A 15,754-nucleotide genomic window follows, 5' to 3' on the forward strand; every position below is an offset into this window, starting at 1 on the left:
CTTCAAACGGGGAGACATTTCGGATGCGTAAAATTAAAGGGTTACGCTGGTACATGATCGGGCTGGTGACCGTCGGCACCGTGCTGGGTTACCTGACCCGCAACGCCATCGCCGTGGCGGCGCCGACGCTGGAAGATACGCTGCACATCACCACCCAGCAGTATTCCTACATCGTCGCTGCCTACTCCGCCTGCTACACCGTGATGCAGCCGGTGGCGGGCTATGTGCTGGACGTGCTGGGCACCAAGGTCGGCTACGCCATGTTCGCCATTCTGTGGGCGCTGTTCTGTATGGGCACCGCGCTGGCCAACAGTTGGGGCGGCCTGGCGCTGGCGCGCGGCGCGGTCGGCATGGCCGAGGCGGCGATGATCCCCGCCGGGCTGAAGGCCAGCAGCGAGTGGTTTCCGGCCAAAGAGCGTTCGATCGCCGTCGGCTATTTCAACGTGGGTTCGTCGATCGGCGGCATGATCGCCCCGCCGCTGGTGGTATGGGCCATCGTGGCGCACAGCTGGGAGATGGCGTTCATCATCACCGGCGTGCTGAGCCTGATCTGGGCCATCTGCTGGCTGCTGTTCTACAAGCACCCGAAAGATCAGAAGAAACTGAGCCAGGAAGAACGCCGTTACATCCTCGAAGGCCAGGAAGCGCAGCACCAGACCTCTAACGCAAAAAAAATGTCCGCCTGGCAGATCGTGCGCAACCGCCAGTTCTGGGGCATCGCGCTGCCGCGCTTTCTGGCGGAACCGGCCTGGGGCACCTTCAACGCCTGGATCCCGCTGTTCATGTTCAAGGCCTACGGTTTTAACCTGAAAGAGATCGCCATGTTCGCCTGGATGCCGATGCTGTTCGCCGATCTCGGCTGCATCGTCGGCGGCTACCTGCCGCCGCTGTTCCAGAAGTATTTCAAGGTCAATCTGATCGTCTCGCGCAAGCTGGTGGTGACGATGGGGGCGGTGTTGATGATCGGCCCCGGCATGATTGGCCTGTTCACCAGCCCTTACGCGGCTATTGCGCTGTTGTGCGTCGGCGGCTTCGCCCATCAGGCGCTGTCCGGCGCGCTGATCACCCTCTCTTCCGACGTGTTCGGCCGCAATGAGGTGGCGACCGCCAACGGCCTGACCGGCATGGCGGCCTGGACCGCCAGCACGCTGTTCGCGCTGGTGGTCGGCGCCCTGGCGGACACTCTCGGCTTCAGCCCGCTGTTCGCCGCGCTGTCGGTCTTCGATATTCTCGGCGCCATCGTCATCTGGACGGTGCTGCAAAACCGCCCGGCCGCCGAAGCGCAACCGGCCGCGCTGCAGCCGTCTCCGGCGCGCAGCTGATCCCGTCGCCCGGCCCCCGCGCCGGGCCTTCTGCTCCTCTGGCAGCGGTGCCGAATAAGTGGTATAACAAATCCGATGGCCACGCGCCCCTTCCCACCGCACCGTATAGAGCATTCACTATGGAATTCACTGAAACCAGACGCCTGTATCAGCAACTGGCCGCCGAGCTTAAACAACGCATCGAAAGCGGCCGCTACCCGGTGGGCGACAAGCTGCCGGCCGAGCGATACATCGCCGAAGAGATGAATGTCAGCCGCACCGTGGTGCGCGAAGCGATCATCATGCTGGAAGTGGAAGGCTATGTGGACGTGCGCAAGGGATCCGGGATCCACGTGGTGTCCAACCAGCAAAAACACCTGGTGGTGCCGGGCGACAGCATCGAGTTCGCCACCGCCGGCCCGTTTGAGCTGCTGCAGGCGCGCCAGCTGATCGAAAGCAACATCGCCGAATTCGCCGCCACCCAGGTGACCAAGCAAGATATCGTGCAGCTGATGGAGATCCAGGAGCACGCCCGCAAAGAGGATCGCTTTCGCGACTCGCAGTGGGATCTGAAGTTCCACGTGCAGGTGGCGCTGGCCACCCAGAACACCGCCATGGCCACCATCGTGGAAAAAATGTGGGTGCAGCGGGTCAACAACCCTTACTGGAAGAAACTGCACGAACATATCGACGAACGTTCGATCGCCAGCTGGTGCGACGATCACGATCAGATCCTCAAGGCGCTGATGCGCAAAGATCCTTACGCCGCCAAACTGGCGATGTGGCAACACCTGGAAAACACCAAGCAGATGCTGTTCAACGCCACCAGCGACGATTTCGAATACAATGCCGACCGCTATCTGTTCGCCGAGAATCCGGTGGTGCATCTGGATGGCGTGAGCCACGAACCGAAATAGCCACGGCGGTCAAAAACCGTCGGCTTATGTCAGGTAATGTAAAATCCGCTGAATCGATGCCGGAACCGCCGTTTGCCGTGTACTATTTCACCGTCGGCAACGTAGATTTCCCTGTTGCCAATCGTGCTATTTTGGTAGAGTTAGCCCACTTTTTTACCCATTGCTGCGGGGGCGGGACGCGAATAAATGCGCTGGTTGTTTGCCATGCTGATTGCTGTTTTTTGCTGGACCGGTTCGGTCTCCGGCCAACAGCTATGCGTGGCGTCACCCAAGCCAACCCCCAGCGCGCTGAGCAGCCTGCCGCTGCTGGCGGAGCCGGCGCTTTCCCCCTATGATCATGTGTATCGGGCACCGGCCGAAGCGCGCCGCAAAGCCCCCGGCAAGTTGCCGCTGCTGCTGCCCAGAGCGCACTCTTTCCCCGGTTCGCTGCTCGCATCCTCCCTGCCGGCGCCGGTCTATACCTTGGCCGCAGAGCCGGGCTACCGAATTCGCTTCCCCCGCCAGGACACTCCGGCTCCCAACCGGCTTGCCCAGGTCGACTGGATGCTGGACGCCTCCAGGCAACAGAGTCGGCAGGCCGGCTGGAAAGAAAGTAACATGCAGTACCGTGGCACGCTGACTTATCACCTATGACCGGTGTCGCACCGCTAAAAACCTTAAAGCAACGCCGTTTCATCGTTATCAGCATTCAGGATCGCCGCGCGCTTTCAGCCCACGCCCGTTCCGCCGCTGAGATAAAAATAAACAATGACGTTTTAGGAACACCGGATGGACATCATTAAAGAACTGATACATGCCCTGTGGCAGCAGGATTTTGAGACGCTGGCGAACCCTTCGTTGGTGTGGACCCTCTACATCCTGCTGTTCATGATTCTGTTTTTGGAAAACGGCCTGCTGCCGGCCGCTTTCCTGCCGGGTGACAGCCTGCTGATCCTGGTCGGCGTGCTGATCGCCAAAGGCACCATGGGCTTCCCGCTGACCATCGTCATACTGACCGTCGCCGCCAGCCTGGGATGCTGGGTCAGCTACATACAGGGCCGGTGGCTCGGCAATACGCGAACGGTGCAAGGCTGGCTTTCGCACCTGCCGGCCCACTACCATCAACGCGCTCACAACCTGTTCCACCGCCACGGGCTTTCCGCCCTGCTGGTCGGCCGCTTCCTGGCCTTCGTGCGCACCCTGCTGCCGACCATCGCCGGCCTGTCCGGCCTGAGCAACGCGCGCTTCCAGTTCTTCAACTGGATGAGCGGCCTGCTGTGGGTCTTGATCCTGACGACGCTGGGCTTCGCGCTGGGCAAAACCCCGGTGTTCCGCAAGTATGAAGATCAGCTGATGTTCTGCCTGATGATGTTGCCGCTGGTATTGCTGGTGGTCGGGTTGATCGGCTCGTTGATCGTGCTGTGGCGCAAGAAACGCGCCAGCGGCCAGAACCCGGGGAAAGGGGCGTGACAGCAAAGCGCCCGCGCTGGCAATACGTCCTGATGATCGCGCTCGCCCTGCTGGCGTTGGCGACGCTGTTGGTGCCCTGCATGGTGCGCACCGAGAGCGAGCTGCGCATTCGCGCCAGCCAGCAAGGGCTGTCGCTGCCCGACGGTTTTTACGTCTACCAGCGCCTGGATGAGCGCGGCATCCGCATCAAAAGCATCACGCCGGAAGGCGATGGCCTGGTCATCCGTCTGGATTCGCCGGAGCAGCAGTTGCTGGCGCGCGAAGCGCTGCAAACCATCCTGCCGCCCGGTTACCACATCGCGTTGAGCGAATCCCCCGTGCCGTCGCATTGGGTACGCGAATTTGCGCGTTCCCCACTCAATCTGGGATAATCCCCCTTCATATGAAGGGGTTTCCTTTCATTGCATTATTTTCATTTTCATTCGCACCGATTAGCTCAAGAATTAATCAGTCAGCACCGAGTCACGGCTGATTCTTTGGGGGCGCGCCGGTTTCATGACTATGCTGAAGGGTAACTTCAGCCGGCGATGAACGCCCTCCTCTCGCGCTGCCGCCTTCGGCAGTCAGGAAAGCGGGTGCCTGTTCAGGCATCCCATGAAAAGGAACTGAAAGATGAAATTACGCCATTCACTGTTACTGCTGCTGCCACTCTGCACGCTGCCGGCCCTCGCTTCGGCCGCTGAGGGCGGCTGCGCCGCCAAAGCGCAAGACATCCAGCAGCAAATCGACTATGCCACCCAGCACGGCAACACCCACCGCGTGGACGGGCTGAAAAAAGCGCTGAGCGAAGTGCAGACTCACTGCACCGAAGCCGGCCTGCAGGCCGAACGCCAGAAAAATATCGCGGAGAAACAGCGCAAGGTCGACGAGCGCCGGCAGGAGCTGAAAGAAGCGCAGCAAACCGGCAAGCTGGACAAGGTCGCCAAGAAGCAGCAGAAGCTGGCGGAAGCGCAGGCTGAGCTGAAACGCGCTCAGGCGGAATAATTTTTTTGTACCAGCGGATTTATCGATGAGAGCCCCATCACACGGGATTTATTAAGCATATGGGATTGATGCCTGGTGTTATCTGCTGGCCATCACCCCTTTGCTCCGGCGAAAAAATCCGCTATGTTAAAAGTCTGTCGAAATAAACGTTAAGGAATAATCACATGGCACATGATTCAAATGCAGAAAACTTACGCGCTGAACTGAAGTCCTTAGCCGATACGCTGGAGGAAGTGCTGAACTCCTCTACCGACAAGCCGAAAGCCGAGCTGGAGAAGCTGCGCTCGAAGGCGGAAGGCGCGCTGAAAGAGACCCGCGCTCGCCTGAGCGACGCCGGTGACAAGCTCGCTTCGCAAACCAAGCAGATCGCCGGCCAGGCCGACGACTATGTGCGCGACAACCCGTGGACCGGCATCGGCATCGGCGCGGCGGTCGGCGTGGTGTTGGGCGTGCTGCTCGCGCGTCGTTAATCATGGCTGAACAACCGCAAGTGCGCGCGCAGGGCCCCGCTAAAGGGGTCCTGGATATCGGTCAGCGCATCATCACGATCCTGGTCGGCATGGTGGAAACCCGTGTCCGGCTGGCGGTGGTCGAGCTGGAAGAGGAGAAAGCCAACCTCATTCAGCTGCTGATCATGGCCGGTATGACGCTGCTGTTCACCGCCTTCGGTTTGATGAGCCTGCTGATCCTGATCTTCTGGGCCATCGATCCGGTCTATCGGCTGATGGCGCTGGGTGCCACGACCGGCGTGCTGCTGTTCCTGGCCGTGGTCGGCACCATTTGGACGCTGGTCAAGGCCCGTCGCACCACGCTGCTCGGCGCCACGCGCAAGCAGCTGGAACTCGATCGTGCCGAACTGGAGCGCGAGCCATGAGCCGCCGCCGCTATCTGGAATGGAAAAAAGAGAGGCTGATTCGCCAGATCCAGCAACAGCGTCTGGATCTGGCCGAACACAAGTCTTTATGGCTGGAAAAGACCGAACGCATCGACCGCGGCTGGCAGACGGTGTTTGGCCTGCGCCGCTATCTGGTGCTCGGTTCCAGCGTCATGGCGCTGTACGGCATCCGCCACCCCAGCAAGATGATCCGCTGGTCGCGCCGCGCTTTCGGCGCCTGGAGCGCTATCCGCCTGTTTAAAAAGACCTTCTCCGCCAAGTAAGCCCCGCGCTTTTCCTTCAAACATCCTGTTGCTCCGCCCTCGTTTTCCCCCTAAAACAGCGCTGCTTATCCCGAGGGCCGGGCAACCTGCTGACAAGCGTCAGTTTATTAGCACGCTAAAGATTCAGATTTTTTGAAAAATTACGACAGTTTTACTTGCTAACAACCTGAGCACTTCCCGCTTAACATTCACTCCATCAATACGATATGGGCCGAACAGGGTGAGAGACCCAATATACCGCCCGTTGATATGACTACCGCCGAACAGGCACACAAAAACACGTTGGAGTAGATGATGAAAAAATTAGAAGATACAGGTTTGTTGGTTGCTCGTATTCTGATGCCAATCCTGTTTATCGTGGCAGGCTACGGCAAAATGGGTGACGCTTATGCCGGTACCCAACAGTACATGCAATCGATGGGCGTGCCTGGCTTCTTGCTGCCGCTGACCATCCTGCTGGAATTTGGCGGCGGTCTGGCGATCCTGTTCGGCTTCCTGACCCGCACCGTGGCGCTGTTCACTGCCGGTTTCACCATTCTGACCGCGCTGCTGTTCCACACTGACTTTGCGGAAGGCGTAAACCAGCTGATGTTCATGAAAAACCTGACCATCGCCGGCGGCTTCATCGTGTTGGCGGTCGCAGGCCCTGGCGGCTTTAGCATCGACCGTCTTCTGAACAAGAAATGGTAATCTAAACTGTCATTCAGGGCCCGGCATGCCGGGCCCTGTCGCTTTTCACTCGGACACCAAGGAGACTCCCATGGGACAACTCGTCGATGGCGTTTGGCAAGACATCTGGTATGACACCAAATCTACCGGCGGCCGTTTCAAACGTTCAACCGCTCAGTTTCGCAATTGGGTGACCGCCGACGGTCAGCCGGGCGAACACGGCGCGGGCGGCTTCCAGGCCGAAGCGGGCCGTTATCACCTGTACGTTTCTCTCGCCTGCCCCTGGGCGCACCGCACGCTGCTGATGCGCAAACTGAAAGGGCTGGAGCAGATCATTCCGGTCTCGGTGGTGCACCCGCTGATGCTGGAAAACGGCTGGACCTTCGGCCAGGATTTTCCTGAAACCACCGGCGATCCGCTGTATCACGCCGATTTCCTGTACCAAATCTACCTGCGGGCCGATCCGCACTACAGCGGGCGCGTAACCGTGCCGGTGCTGTGGGATAAACAGCGGCAAACCATCGTCAGCAACGAATCCGCCGATATCATCCGCATGTTCAACAGCGCGTTTGACGGCGTGGGCGCCCGCGCGGGCGATTACTACCCGGCCGATCTGCGCGGCAAAATCGATGAGCTGAACGGTTGGATTTACGATCAAGTGAACAACGGCGTGTACAAGGCCGGTTTCGCCACCAGCCAGGAAGCGTATGACGACGCGGTCAGCGGGGTCTTCAGCGCGCTCGAACGCCTGGAGCAGATCCTGGGGCAGCACCGCTACCTGACCGGCGATCGGCTGACCGAAGCCGATCTGCGTCTGTGGACCACGCTGGTGCGCTTCGACCCGGTGTACGTCACCCACTTCAAGTGCGACAAACACCGCATCAGCGACTACCTGAACCTGTACGGTTTCCTGCGCGACATCTACCAGATGCCGGGCATCGCCGAGACGGTCAGCCTGCCGCACATTCGCAACCACTACTACCGCAGCCACGCCACCATCAACCCGCACGGCATCATTTCCATCGGGCCGGCGCAGGATCTGGACGAGCCGCACGGCCGCGATCGGCGCTTCGGCTAAGGCAAAAAAATCCCCTTGCCGCCCGGCAAGGGGATGTCATCCAACCGGCGTTAACGCTGTGCGAACAGGCGCGGAATTTCGCGCAGGAACCAGGCCTTCGCCTCCCCCATGCTGTCGCGCCGCCAGGCCATGATGATATCGGCTTCGCGGCTGTATTCCGGCCCCACCACGCGCAGCCGCCCGGCTTCGATATCTTTCTCCACCATCGGGTACGGCATGGTCGCCACCCCCAGCCCGGCCAGCAGCGCCAGGCGTTTGTCTTCGATGGTGCTCACCGTCAGGCGCTGTTGTTTATCCAGCAGCTGTACGGTCAACACCGGGCGCTCGCGGGCGGTATCCGCCACCGCGATGCCGCGGTACTTCACGCGGGTCACCTCGGACAACGGCTCCGGCTCCTGGTGGATCGGGTGATCCGGCGCGGCGACATAAACGCTCATCACCTTGTACAGTTTGCGGGTGTTGATCTCCGACGACGCGCGGAAGTGCATGTCCGGCGCGATCACGATGTCGGCGCGCCCCTGCTCCAGCCGTTCCCAGGCGCCCGCCAGCACCTCGGTGAAAATCGACACCTGGGTGTTGGCCTTCAGCGCCAGCTTGTCCACCAGCGGAAACAGCAGGCTCGGCGGCGACAGCGCTTCGCTGACGATGGTCAGGTGGGTTTCCCAACCGCGCGCCAGCGCTTCGGCGTCGGTGGTCAGCTTGTCGGCCGCTTCCAGCAGCACCCGCCCGCGCTCCAGCAACATGCGCCCCACGTTGGTGAACTTGGTGCGGTGGCCCGAACGGTCGAACAGCACCACGTCCAATTCTTCTTCCAATTTTTGCATGGTGTAACTGAGCGCCGACGGCACCCGGCCCAATTCGTCGGCGGCCGCGGCGAAGCTGCCGCGCCGGTCGATCGCGTCCATCACTCTCAGCGCCTCAAGCGTGAGCGCCCGATCTCTGGCCATCACATCCCTCTGTCAGGAAATTTGAATATGCCGACCAGATTAACTGGCTAACAATCCGACGTCCAGATGCTTACCATTTGGATAATGAATTTAGAGAGCCGATTGCCATGATCACATGCAGAACAGCACAACAATGCGGGCAAGCTGACTTTGGTTGGCTGCAGGCTCGCTACACCTTTTCCTTTGGTCACTACTTCGATCCCAAACTGATGGGCTACGCGTCGCTGCGGGTGCTGAATCAGGAGGTGCTGGCGCCGGGCGCGTCGTTCCAGCCGCGCACCTATCCCAGCGTGGATATCCTGAACCTGATCCTGCAGGGCGAGGCGGAATACCGCGACAGCGACGGCAACACCGCGCGCGCCAAAGCCGGTGAAGCGCTGCTGCTGGCCACCCAGCCGAGCCTGAGCTACAGCGAACAGAACGTCAGCAGCGATACGCCGCTGACTCGCCTGCAGCTGTGGCTGGACGCCTGCCCGGAACGCAACAACGAGCGGGTGCAGCGCCTGACGCTGCCGGCGGCGGGCAACCTGCTGCTGGCCTCGCCGGACGGCGCGCAGGGCAGCCTGCAGCTGCGCCAGCAGGTTTGGATCCACCATCTCGATCTGCAGCCGGGCGAAGAACAAACGCTGACGATTAACGGGCCGCGCGCCTATTTGCAGTCGATTCACGGCACCATCGCCGCCACCGGCGAGCGCCACGAAGAACAACGCCTGACCTGCGGCGACGGCGCCTTCGTGCGCGAGGAGAATCGCCTGACGATCCGCGCCGAGACGCCGCTGCGCGCACTGCTGATTGACCTGCCGGTGTAAGCCGGCCGGAAAACGAAAAACCCCGCGCAACTGGCGTTGCGCGGGGTTTTCTTTTGTCGAGGGAGTTGACCGGTAAGCCGGGTTCTGTCGTGGACAGTCATTCCTCTAGGCCAGCAATCGCTCACTGGCTCAAGCAGCCTACCCGGGTTCAGTACGGGCCGTACCATGTGAACCCCTATTTGGCCTTGCTCCGGGTGGAGTTTACCGTGCCACGAACTGTTGCCAGCCGCGCGGTGCGCTCTTACCGCACCCTTTCACCCTTACCTGATCCCGCTTGCGCGGGCCATCGGCGGTTTGCTCTCTGTTGCACTAGTCGTAGGCTTGCGCCTCCCAGGCGTTACCTGGCACCCTGCCCTATGGAGCCCGGACTTTCCTCCCCTCCATCTGTCTCCCCGAAGAGGACGGCAATGAAGCGGCGACTGTCTGGTCAACTCCGGCGCGGATAGTAGCGTCGCGGCGGCGGCAGGTCAACCGCTTTACGGCTGTTGTTGCTCCAGCGCGTGCTTATACAGCGCATTTTTCTTCACGCCGTGGATTTCCGCCGCCAGCGCCGCCGCCTTTTTCAGCGGCAGCTCTTTTTGCAGCAGCGCCAGCGTGCGCAGCGCCTCGAGCGGCAGCGCATCCTCCTGCGCCTTGTGGCCTTCGACGATCAGCACCATCTCGCCGCGGCGGCGCACTTCGTCTTCCTGCACCCACGCCAGCAGCTCGCCCACCGGCGCGCCGTGGATGGACTCCCAGGTTTTGGTCAGCTCGCGCGCCAGCACCACATAGCGCTGCGGCCCCCAGACGGTGACCATGTCCTGCAGGCTTTCCAGCAGGCGGTGAGTGGACTCGTAGAAAATCAGCGTGCGCGGTTCCTCCGCCAGCGCCATCAGCGTATCCTTGCGCCCCTTGGTTTTCGCCGGCAGGAAGCCCTCGTAGCAGAAACGGTCGGAAGCGACGCCCGCGGCGCACAGCGCGGTGGTGGCGGCGCAGGCGCCCGGCAACGGCACCACGCGAATGCCGGCCTCGCGGCAGCGGCGCACCAGGTGATAACCGGGATCGTTGATCAGCGGCGTGCCGGCGTCGGACACCAGCGCGATGCTCTGGCCCTCCTGCAGTTTCGCCAGCAGTTGATCGGCCTTTTGCTGTTCGTTGTGGTCATGCAGCGCGAACAGACGCGCGTTGATCGCGAAGTGTTGCAGCAGCAATCCGGTATGGCGCGTGTCTTCCGCCGCGATCAGATCAACGCTTTTCAGTACCTCTAACGCACGGTGGGTGATATCGCCCAGATTGCCGATTGGGGTGGGCACCACATACAGCGTTGATGCAGAAATGACTGATTGTTGGTGTTGATTCATTGTTTCATCCGGGTTGCCGATTTAATATTGAGCATCTTGAAAAAAACATCACTGGATACAGTATGCTTTCCTCAACATTCGTTCGTACCAAAGCAGGGCGTTCCAAGCCTGTCCGACTTACCGCAGTCATCGCGGCCGCCCTTTTCCTGGCAGGCTGTCCAAGTCGGGCCCCGCAAACGCCGCCCGCCAATATACAGGACGAAGCGAGCGCCAGCTCCGATTACTACCTGCAGCAGTTGCAGCAAAGCAGCGATGATAACAAGGCTGACTGGCAATTACTTGCTATTCGCGCCTTGCTGCGTGAAGGAAAACTGCCGCAGGCCGGCGACCAGTTGAATCAGCTGCCGAAAAACCTCAGCGGCGCGCAGCAGACTGAACGCCAGTTGCTGACCGCCGAACTGCAGATCGCCAACAAGAGCTACGTCAGCGCCCGCAGCACGCTGGGCCACCTGGACAGCGGTTCGCTGTCGCCGAATCAGAAGGTGCGCTACTACCAGGCGCAGATCGCCGCCAATCAGGGCAAAGCGTCGCTGCCGTTGATCCGCGCCTATATCGCTCAGGAGCCGTTGCTGACCGGCAAACCGCATCAGGACAACCTGGATCAGACCTGGCAGGCGCTGCTGCAGCTGACGCCGCAGGAGATGAACAGCCTGGTGATCAACGCCGACGAGAACGTGCTGCAAGGCTGGCTGGATCTGCTGCGCGTCTATCAGGACAACAAGCAGGATCCCGATCTGCTGAAGGCCGGCATCAAAGACTGGCAGAACCGTTATCCGAAGAACCCGGCGGCCAAAACGCTGCCGGCTCGCCTGAACCAGGTGCTGAACTTCACCCAGGCCTCCACCTCGAAAATCGCCCTGCTGCTGCCGTTGAACGGCCAGGCGAAAGTGTTCGCCGACGCCATCCAGCAAGGCTTCGAAGCGGCGAAAAACGGCGGTTCCATGCCGGCGCCGCAGCCTCAAGCCGCGCCACCGGCCAGCGCACCGGCCCAAACGGCGCCGGCCGATCAGGCCGCCACGGGTGACATCAACGCCAACGGCGCGGTCAGCCCTTCGGCGCAAGAGAGCCAGCCTGCCGTGACCGCCGCGCAACCCGCTGCGCCGTCCAGCGCGCCGATAACGCCGCCGCAGGCCGCCAACGCGCAGGTCAAAGTGTACGACACCACCAGCCAGCCGCTGGCCGCCTTGCTGAGCCAGGCCCAGCAGGATGGCGCCACCCTGGTGGTCGGGCCGCTGCTGAAAGAGAACGTCGATCAGTTGTCCGCCAGCACCACTACGCTGAACGTGCTGGCGCTCAACCAGCCGGAAACGCCGAAGGACAACCTGAACATCTGTTACTTCGCCCTGTCGCCGGAAGATGAAGCGCGCGACGCCGCTCGCCACATCTGGGAACAGCAGAAGCGTCAACCGCTGCTGCTGGTGCCGCGTGGCGCCTTCGGCGATCGCGTCGCCAAGGCTTTTAACCAGGAATGGCAGAAGCAAGGCGGGCAAACCGTGCTGCGTCAGGACATCGGCTCCGCCGGCGAGCTGCGCCAGATGGTGAACAGCGGCGGCATCCGCATGACCGGCACGCCGATGTCGAGCGCCCCGGCGCCGCAGAGCGTGACCATCGCCGGGCTGACCATTCCGGCGCCGCCGAGCGACGTGCCCGCCGCAACCGGCGGCGTCGACGCGGTGTATATCGTCGCCACGCAGTCTCAGCTGACGCTGATCAAACCGATGATCGACATGGCCACCAGCTCGCGCGGCAAGCCGGCGATGTACGCCAGCTCGCGCAGCTACCAGGCAGGCGCCGGCCCGGACTTCCGTCTGGAAATGGAAGGCCTGCAGTTCAGCGATATCCCGCTGCTGGCCGGTTCAAACCCTCAGCTGTTGCAGCAGGCCAGCGCGCGCTTCCGCAACGACTACTCGTTGGTGCGCCTGTATGCGATGGGGATGGATGCCTGGACATTGGCCAACCACTTTGCTGAAATGCGCCAGCTGCCGGGCTTCCAGGTTTCCGGCACCACCGGTATGCTGAGCGCGTCGCCGAACTGCGTGATCAACCGTAAGCTGCCTTGGCTGCAATACCGTCAGGGCACGGTCGTTCCGGTCTCTTGAACCCACGCGCCTCAGGGGCGGGCTATGAGTTACTGGCCCGCCGTCACCTGGAACACGCCGGGCTCACCTTCTGCGCCGCCAACGTCGCGGTGCGCGGCGGTGAGCTCGACCTCATCATGCGCGACGGCGCTACCTGGGTATTCGTCGAAGTGCGCTACCGCCGCAACGACGCCTTCGGCGGCGCGGCCGCCAGCGTCACCTTTCGCAAACAACGGCGGTTGCTGCACGCCGCCGCCGTCTGGCTGGCGGGGCGCGGAGCCAGTTTTGACACATCATCTTGCCGTTTTGATGTTTTGGCCATTACCGGTAGCCAGTTAGAATGGATACCCAACGCCTTCAATGCGGATTAATCGGGGTTTTGCGGCGCAGACCGGCCCTTTGACTTAGTGGATTAATACAACGTGCTGGATAGAATTAAAGTCTGTTTTACCGAAAGCATCCAAACCCAGATCGCGGCGGCGGAAGCATTGCCGGACGCCATTTCCCGCGCTGCGATGACGCTGGTTCAATCCTTACTCAACGGCAACAAAATCCTGTGCTGCGGCAACGGCACCTCGGCGGCCAACGCGCAGCACTTCGCCGCCAGTATGATCAACCGTTTTGAAACCGAGCGCCCCAGCCTGCCGGCCATCGCCCTCAACGCCGACAACGTGGTGCTGACGGCGATCAGCAACGATCGGCTGCACGACGAAGTGTACGCCAAGCAGGTGCGCGCGCTCGGGCACACCGGCGACGTGCTGCTGGCGATTTCCACCCGCGGCAACAGCCGTGATATTGTGAAAGCGGTCGAGGCGGCCGTCACGCGCGATATGACCATCGTCGCGCTCACTGGCTACGACGGCGGCGAGCTGGCCGGGCTGCTCGGCCAGCAGGACGTCGAGATCCGCATCCCGTCGCACCGCAGCTCACGCATTCAGGAAATGCATATGCTGACCGTAAACTGCCTGTGCGACCTGATAGACAACACGTTATTCCCCCACCAGGACGATTAAGGAACTGAGATGAAGCTAAAAGCCACATTTGCAGTGCTGTCCAGCGCCCTGCTGTTGCAAGGCTGTATCGCCGGCGTCGTCGTCGGCAGTGCGGCCGTCGCCACCAAAACCGCCACCGACCCGCGCAGCGTAGGGACCCAGGTGGATGACGGCACGCTGGAAGCCAGGGTCGAAAACGCCCTGAGCAAAGACCAGCAGTTGAAGAAAGATGCCCGGGTGGTCGCCACCGCCTATCAGGGCAAGGTGCTGTTGACCGGCCAGTCGCCTAACGCCGATCTCACCGCGCGCGCCAAGCAGATCGCCATGGGCGTGGAAGGCACGAGCGAAGTGTATAACGAAATCCGTCAGGGCACGCCGGTCAGCCTGAGCACCGCGTCCTCCGACACCTGGATCACCACCAAGGTGCGTTCGCAGCTGTTGACCAGCGATACGGTGAAATCGTCCAACGTGAAGGTCACTACCGAAAACGGCGAAGTGTTCTTGCTGGGCCTGGTCACGCAGCAGGAAGGGCAGTCGGCGGCGCAGATAGCCAGCCAGGTCAGCGGCGTGAAGCACGTCACCACCGCCTTTACCTATGTGAAATAATCCGCTTGGCGGGAACGGCGCCCTGCCGTTCCCGCCCGTTTAATCCAGCGAGTTCTCGCGTAAAAACGCTTCCCCGCCCAGCTGCCGCATCTGGCGCATGATCCACTGTTGACGCTGCACCACATAGCCGGACGGCGCATCGGCCCTGAAACGATGCGGATTCGGCAATACCGCCGCCAGCAGCGCCGCCTCGGCCGCGCTCAGACGTTTAGCCGGCTTATGGAAAAAGCGCTGTGAAGCCTCCTCCACGCCGAATACCCCGTCGCCGAACTCGACGATGTTCAGATACACCGTCAGAATGCGCCGTTTGGTCCACACCAGCTCGATGCCCGACGTCAATCCGGCCTCCAGCCCTTTGCGCAGCCAGCTGCGGCCATCCCACAGAAACAGGTTCTTGGCGGTTTGCTGCGACAGCGTGGAGGCGCCGCGGATGCGCGTCGGGCGCTTCTCGTTGTGGCTGAGCGCCTTTTCAATGGCCGCCACGTCGAAGCCCCAATGGTCTGGAAACTTCTGATCCTCCGCCGCCATCACCGCCAGCGCCATTTGCGGCGAGATGTCGTCCATCGACACCCAGTCCGAATGGGCGACGTAGCCGAAGTCGCCGCTCAGCCAGGCGCTGACTTGCCGCTCCGCCATCACGGCGGAAAACGGCACCGGCAGGAAGGCGAAGAGCACAATGCCCAACGCCCACAGGCCGAGGATCGCGATGACGCCGCGCTTCAGCCAATACCACGGGCGCAGCCGCCGCCATCCGCCGAGCGATTTTCTCATTCGGCCAGTTCCAGCACCCGCGCCACCAGCTTATCGATGCCGAGGGCCGCCTGCGCGATCGACGGCGCCAGCATATAGGCCGGCGTGGTCACGATCTTGTGATCGCTGTCCACCACGATGTCGTCCACCGGGCAAATCACCGGTTCGCCGCCCATGGCGTCAATCACTTCTCCCAGGTCCGGATCGTTGCCAATGGTCAGCCGCGCTTGTTGATCCAGCAGTTTCGGCAACAGCGCCGGCGCGATGCACATCAGGCCAATTGGTTTGTTGGCCTTATGCATCTCGCGCGTCAGGCGCGCCAAATCTTCATCGACCCAACATTCCGCGCCGGCTTCGGCGAAATTGCTGAGGTTCTTGGCGGCGCCAAAGCCGCCGGGCACGATCAGCGCATCCAGCTGCGCGGCCTCCGCCAGCGCCAGCGGCTGCACCGCGCCGCGAGCAATGCGCGCCGACTCAATCAGGACATTGCGCGTCTCCGCCATCTCATCACCCGATAAGTGATTAATAACATGGCGTTGTGGTTTATCAGGCGCAAAGCACACCGCCTGCGCGCCGGCACGATCCAACGCCAGCAGCGTCAGCACCGCTTCATGGATCTCCGTACCGTCATAAACGCCGCTGCCGCTGAGGACTACACCCACCTTTTTCATCACTC

The 15,754-nt window shown here is 61.6% G+C and carries 20 protein-coding genes and 1 other RNA gene; 16 read left to right on the forward strand and 5 right to left on the reverse strand.

Going from position 1 to position 15,754, the window contains the following annotated elements:
- The first annotated feature begins 23 nt into the window (after window positions 1-23).
- The 11 genes from ACF8MC_RS14955 (at window position 24) to ACF8MC_RS15005 (ending at window position 7,556) form a co-directional block, all read left to right on the forward strand.
- The gene (locus ACF8MC_RS14955) at window positions 24-1,322 is read left to right on the forward strand and encodes an MFS transporter (RefSeq protein ID WP_033636101.1); all 1,299 of its coding nucleotides are present in this window, start codon (window positions 24-26) and stop codon (window positions 1,320-1,322) included.
- Between the two features lie 119 nt (window positions 1,323-1,441).
- Entirely contained in the window at window positions 1,442-2,218 is a 777-nt protein-coding gene (exuR, locus tag ACF8MC_RS14960; protein WP_033636102.1) for a transcriptional regulator ExuR, read from the forward strand.
- A gap of 186 nt (window positions 2,219-2,404) precedes the next feature.
- Entirely contained in the window at window positions 2,405-2,851 is a 447-nt protein-coding gene (locus tag ACF8MC_RS14965; protein ID WP_033636103.1) for a hypothetical protein, read from the forward strand.
- A gap of 135 nt (window positions 2,852-2,986) precedes the next feature.
- Window positions 2,987-3,667 carry a DedA family protein gene (locus ACF8MC_RS14970; protein ID WP_033636104.1) on the forward strand — a complete coding sequence of 227 codons (681 nt, stop codon included), beginning with the start codon at window positions 2,987-2,989 and terminating at the stop codon, window positions 3,665-3,667.
- Entirely contained in the window at window positions 3,664-4,038 is a 375-nt protein-coding gene (gene mzrA, locus ACF8MC_RS14975) for an EnvZ/OmpR regulon moderator MzrA (RefSeq protein WP_004937130.1), read from the forward strand. Before ACF8MC_RS14970 ends, mzrA begins: the two co-directional genes overlap by 4 nt.
- Window positions 4,039-4,279: 241 nt before the next feature.
- Entirely contained in the window at window positions 4,280-4,651 is a 372-nt protein-coding gene (locus ACF8MC_RS14980) for a DUF1090 domain-containing protein (RefSeq protein WP_033636105.1), read from the forward strand.
- Window positions 4,652-4,815: 164 nt separating this feature from the next.
- Window positions 4,816-5,121, forward strand: a complete 306-nt coding sequence (locus ACF8MC_RS14985) for a YqjD family protein (RefSeq protein WP_004937125.1) — start codon at window positions 4,816-4,818, stop codon at window positions 5,119-5,121.
- 2 nt (window positions 5,122-5,123) lie between these two features.
- Complete coding sequence (locus tag ACF8MC_RS14990; protein ID WP_033636106.1) at window positions 5,124-5,525, forward strand: phage holin family protein; 402 nt, start codon at window positions 5,124-5,126, stop codon at window positions 5,523-5,525.
- Window positions 5,522-5,809, forward strand: coding sequence for a YqjK-like family protein (locus tag ACF8MC_RS14995; protein WP_004937121.1), 288 nt, complete (start codon window positions 5,522-5,524; stop codon window positions 5,807-5,809). The genes ACF8MC_RS14990 and ACF8MC_RS14995 overlap by 4 nt, the downstream gene beginning before the upstream one ends.
- 294 nt (window positions 5,810-6,103) lie before the next feature.
- Window positions 6,104-6,499: a DoxX family protein gene (locus tag ACF8MC_RS15000; RefSeq protein ID WP_004937119.1), complete on the forward strand. Its 396-nt coding sequence runs from the start codon at window positions 6,104-6,106 to the stop codon at window positions 6,497-6,499.
- Window positions 6,500-6,569: 70 nt separating this feature from the next.
- Window positions 6,570-7,556 carry a glutathione S-transferase family protein gene (locus tag ACF8MC_RS15005; RefSeq protein WP_164105319.1) on the forward strand — a complete coding sequence of 329 codons (987 nt, stop codon included), beginning with the start codon at window positions 6,570-6,572 and terminating at the stop codon, window positions 7,554-7,556.
- Between the two features lie 50 nt (window positions 7,557-7,606).
- On the opposite strand, the gene ACF8MC_RS15010 is transcribed toward ACF8MC_RS15005, so the two are convergent.
- Window positions 7,607-8,503: a LysR family transcriptional regulator gene (locus tag ACF8MC_RS15010; RefSeq protein WP_004937113.1), complete on the reverse strand. Its 897-nt coding sequence runs from the start codon at window positions 8,501-8,503 to the stop codon at window positions 7,607-7,609.
- 107 nt (window positions 8,504-8,610) lie between these two features.
- Between ACF8MC_RS15010 and ACF8MC_RS15015 the strand changes: the two genes are divergently transcribed.
- Window positions 8,611-9,312: a pirin family protein gene (locus ACF8MC_RS15015; protein ID WP_033636111.1), complete on the forward strand. Its 702-nt coding sequence runs from the start codon at window positions 8,611-8,613 to the stop codon at window positions 9,310-9,312.
- Between the two features lie 57 nt (window positions 9,313-9,369).
- Here the strand turns inward: ACF8MC_RS15015 and rnpB are convergent.
- Both rnpB and rsmI read right to left on the reverse strand, forming a co-directional pair.
- Window positions 9,370-9,747, reverse strand: an RNA gene (gene rnpB / locus ACF8MC_RS15020) — RNase P RNA component class A.
- 41 nt (window positions 9,748-9,788) lie between these two features.
- Window positions 9,789-10,652, reverse strand: a complete 864-nt coding sequence (gene rsmI / locus ACF8MC_RS15025; RefSeq protein WP_004937108.1) for a 16S rRNA (cytidine(1402)-2'-O)-methyltransferase — start codon at window positions 10,650-10,652, stop codon at window positions 9,789-9,791.
- Between the two features lie 62 nt (window positions 10,653-10,714).
- On the opposite strand from rsmI, the gene ACF8MC_RS15030 reads away from it, so the two are divergent.
- From ACF8MC_RS15030 to dolP, 4 genes are read left to right on the forward strand one after another with little or no spacing between them, the layout of a single operon-like run.
- On the forward strand, window positions 10,715-12,751 hold the full coding sequence (locus ACF8MC_RS15030; RefSeq protein ID WP_041036809.1) for a penicillin-binding protein activator: 2,037 nt from the start codon (window positions 10,715-10,717) through the stop codon (window positions 12,749-12,751).
- The gene (locus ACF8MC_RS15035) at window positions 12,748-13,101 is read left to right on the forward strand and encodes a YraN family protein (RefSeq protein ID WP_086556960.1); all 354 of its coding nucleotides are present in this window, start codon (window positions 12,748-12,750) and stop codon (window positions 13,099-13,101) included. The genes ACF8MC_RS15030 and ACF8MC_RS15035 overlap by 4 nt, the downstream gene beginning before the upstream one ends.
- A 51-nt stretch (window positions 13,102-13,152) precedes the next feature.
- The gene (gene diaA, locus ACF8MC_RS15040) at window positions 13,153-13,743 is read left to right on the forward strand and encodes a DnaA initiator-associating protein DiaA (RefSeq protein WP_004937103.1); all 591 of its coding nucleotides are present in this window, start codon (window positions 13,153-13,155) and stop codon (window positions 13,741-13,743) included.
- A gap of 9 nt (window positions 13,744-13,752) precedes the next feature.
- Window positions 13,753-14,328 carry a division/outer membrane stress-associated lipid-binding lipoprotein gene (gene dolP, locus ACF8MC_RS15045; RefSeq protein ID WP_033636114.1) on the forward strand — a complete coding sequence of 192 codons (576 nt, stop codon included), beginning with the start codon at window positions 13,753-13,755 and terminating at the stop codon, window positions 14,326-14,328.
- 39 nt (window positions 14,329-14,367) lie between these two features.
- Here dolP and mtgA read toward each other — a convergent pair whose 3' ends face one another.
- Both mtgA and elbB read right to left on the reverse strand, forming a co-directional pair.
- Complete coding sequence (mtgA, locus tag ACF8MC_RS15050) at window positions 14,368-15,099, reverse strand: monofunctional biosynthetic peptidoglycan transglycosylase (protein WP_060430954.1); 732 nt, start codon at window positions 15,097-15,099, stop codon at window positions 14,368-14,370.
- On the reverse strand, window positions 15,096-15,749 hold the full coding sequence (gene elbB, locus ACF8MC_RS15055; RefSeq protein WP_047570433.1) for an isoprenoid biosynthesis glyoxalase ElbB: 654 nt from the start codon (window positions 15,747-15,749) through the stop codon (window positions 15,096-15,098). The genes mtgA and elbB overlap by 4 nt, the downstream gene beginning before the upstream one ends.
- Window positions 15,750-15,754: the final 5 nt, after the last annotated feature.

Source organism: Serratia sp. LACPHL-BACT-2024-00286 (assembly GCF_043109535.1).
Taxonomy (GTDB): Bacteria; Pseudomonadota; Gammaproteobacteria; order Enterobacterales; family Enterobacteriaceae; genus Serratia; species Serratia sarumanii.

Coding starts and splice junctions, on each gene's coding strand:
- ACF8MC_RS14955 (WP_033636101.1), top strand. CDS start 24: ATGCGTAAAATTAAAGGGTTACGCTGGTACATGATCGGGCTGGTGACC.
- exuR (WP_033636102.1), top strand. CDS start 1,442: ATGGAATTCACTGAAACCAGACGCCTGTATCAGCAACTGGCCGCCGAG.
- ACF8MC_RS14965 (WP_033636103.1), top strand. CDS start 2,405: ATGCGCTGGTTGTTTGCCATGCTGATTGCTGTTTTTTGCTGGACCGGT.
- ACF8MC_RS14970 (WP_033636104.1), top strand. CDS start 2,987: ATGGACATCATTAAAGAACTGATACATGCCCTGTGGCAGCAGGATTTT.
- ACF8MC_RS14980 (WP_033636105.1), top strand. CDS start 4,280: ATGAAATTACGCCATTCACTGTTACTGCTGCTGCCACTCTGCACGCTG.
- ACF8MC_RS14985 (WP_004937125.1), top strand. CDS start 4,816: ATGGCACATGATTCAAATGCAGAAAACTTACGCGCTGAACTGAAGTCC.
- ACF8MC_RS14990 (WP_033636106.1), top strand. CDS start 5,124: ATGGCTGAACAACCGCAAGTGCGCGCGCAGGGCCCCGCTAAAGGGGTC.
- ACF8MC_RS14995 (WP_004937121.1), top strand. CDS start 5,522: ATGAGCCGCCGCCGCTATCTGGAATGGAAAAAAGAGAGGCTGATTCGC.
- ACF8MC_RS15000 (WP_004937119.1), top strand. CDS start 6,104: ATGAAAAAATTAGAAGATACAGGTTTGTTGGTTGCTCGTATTCTGATG.
- ACF8MC_RS15005 (WP_164105319.1), top strand. CDS start 6,570: ATGGGACAACTCGTCGATGGCGTTTGGCAAGACATCTGGTATGACACC.
- ACF8MC_RS15010 (WP_004937113.1), bottom strand. CDS start 8,503: ATGGCCAGAGATCGGGCGCTCACGCTTGAGGCGCTGAGAGTGATGGAC.
- ACF8MC_RS15015 (WP_033636111.1), top strand. CDS start 8,611: ATGATCACATGCAGAACAGCACAACAATGCGGGCAAGCTGACTTTGGT.
- rsmI (WP_004937108.1), bottom strand. CDS start 10,652: ATGAATCAACACCAACAATCAGTCATTTCTGCATCAACGCTGTATGTG.
- ACF8MC_RS15030 (WP_041036809.1), top strand. CDS start 10,715: ATGCTTTCCTCAACATTCGTTCGTACCAAAGCAGGGCGTTCCAAGCCT.
- dolP (WP_033636114.1), top strand. CDS start 13,753: ATGAAGCTAAAAGCCACATTTGCAGTGCTGTCCAGCGCCCTGCTGTTG.
- mtgA (WP_060430954.1), bottom strand. CDS start 15,099: ATGAGAAAATCGCTCGGCGGATGGCGGCGGCTGCGCCCGTGGTATTGG.
- elbB (WP_047570433.1), bottom strand. CDS start 15,749: ATGAAAAAGGTGGGTGTAGTCCTCAGCGGCAGCGGCGTTTATGACGGT.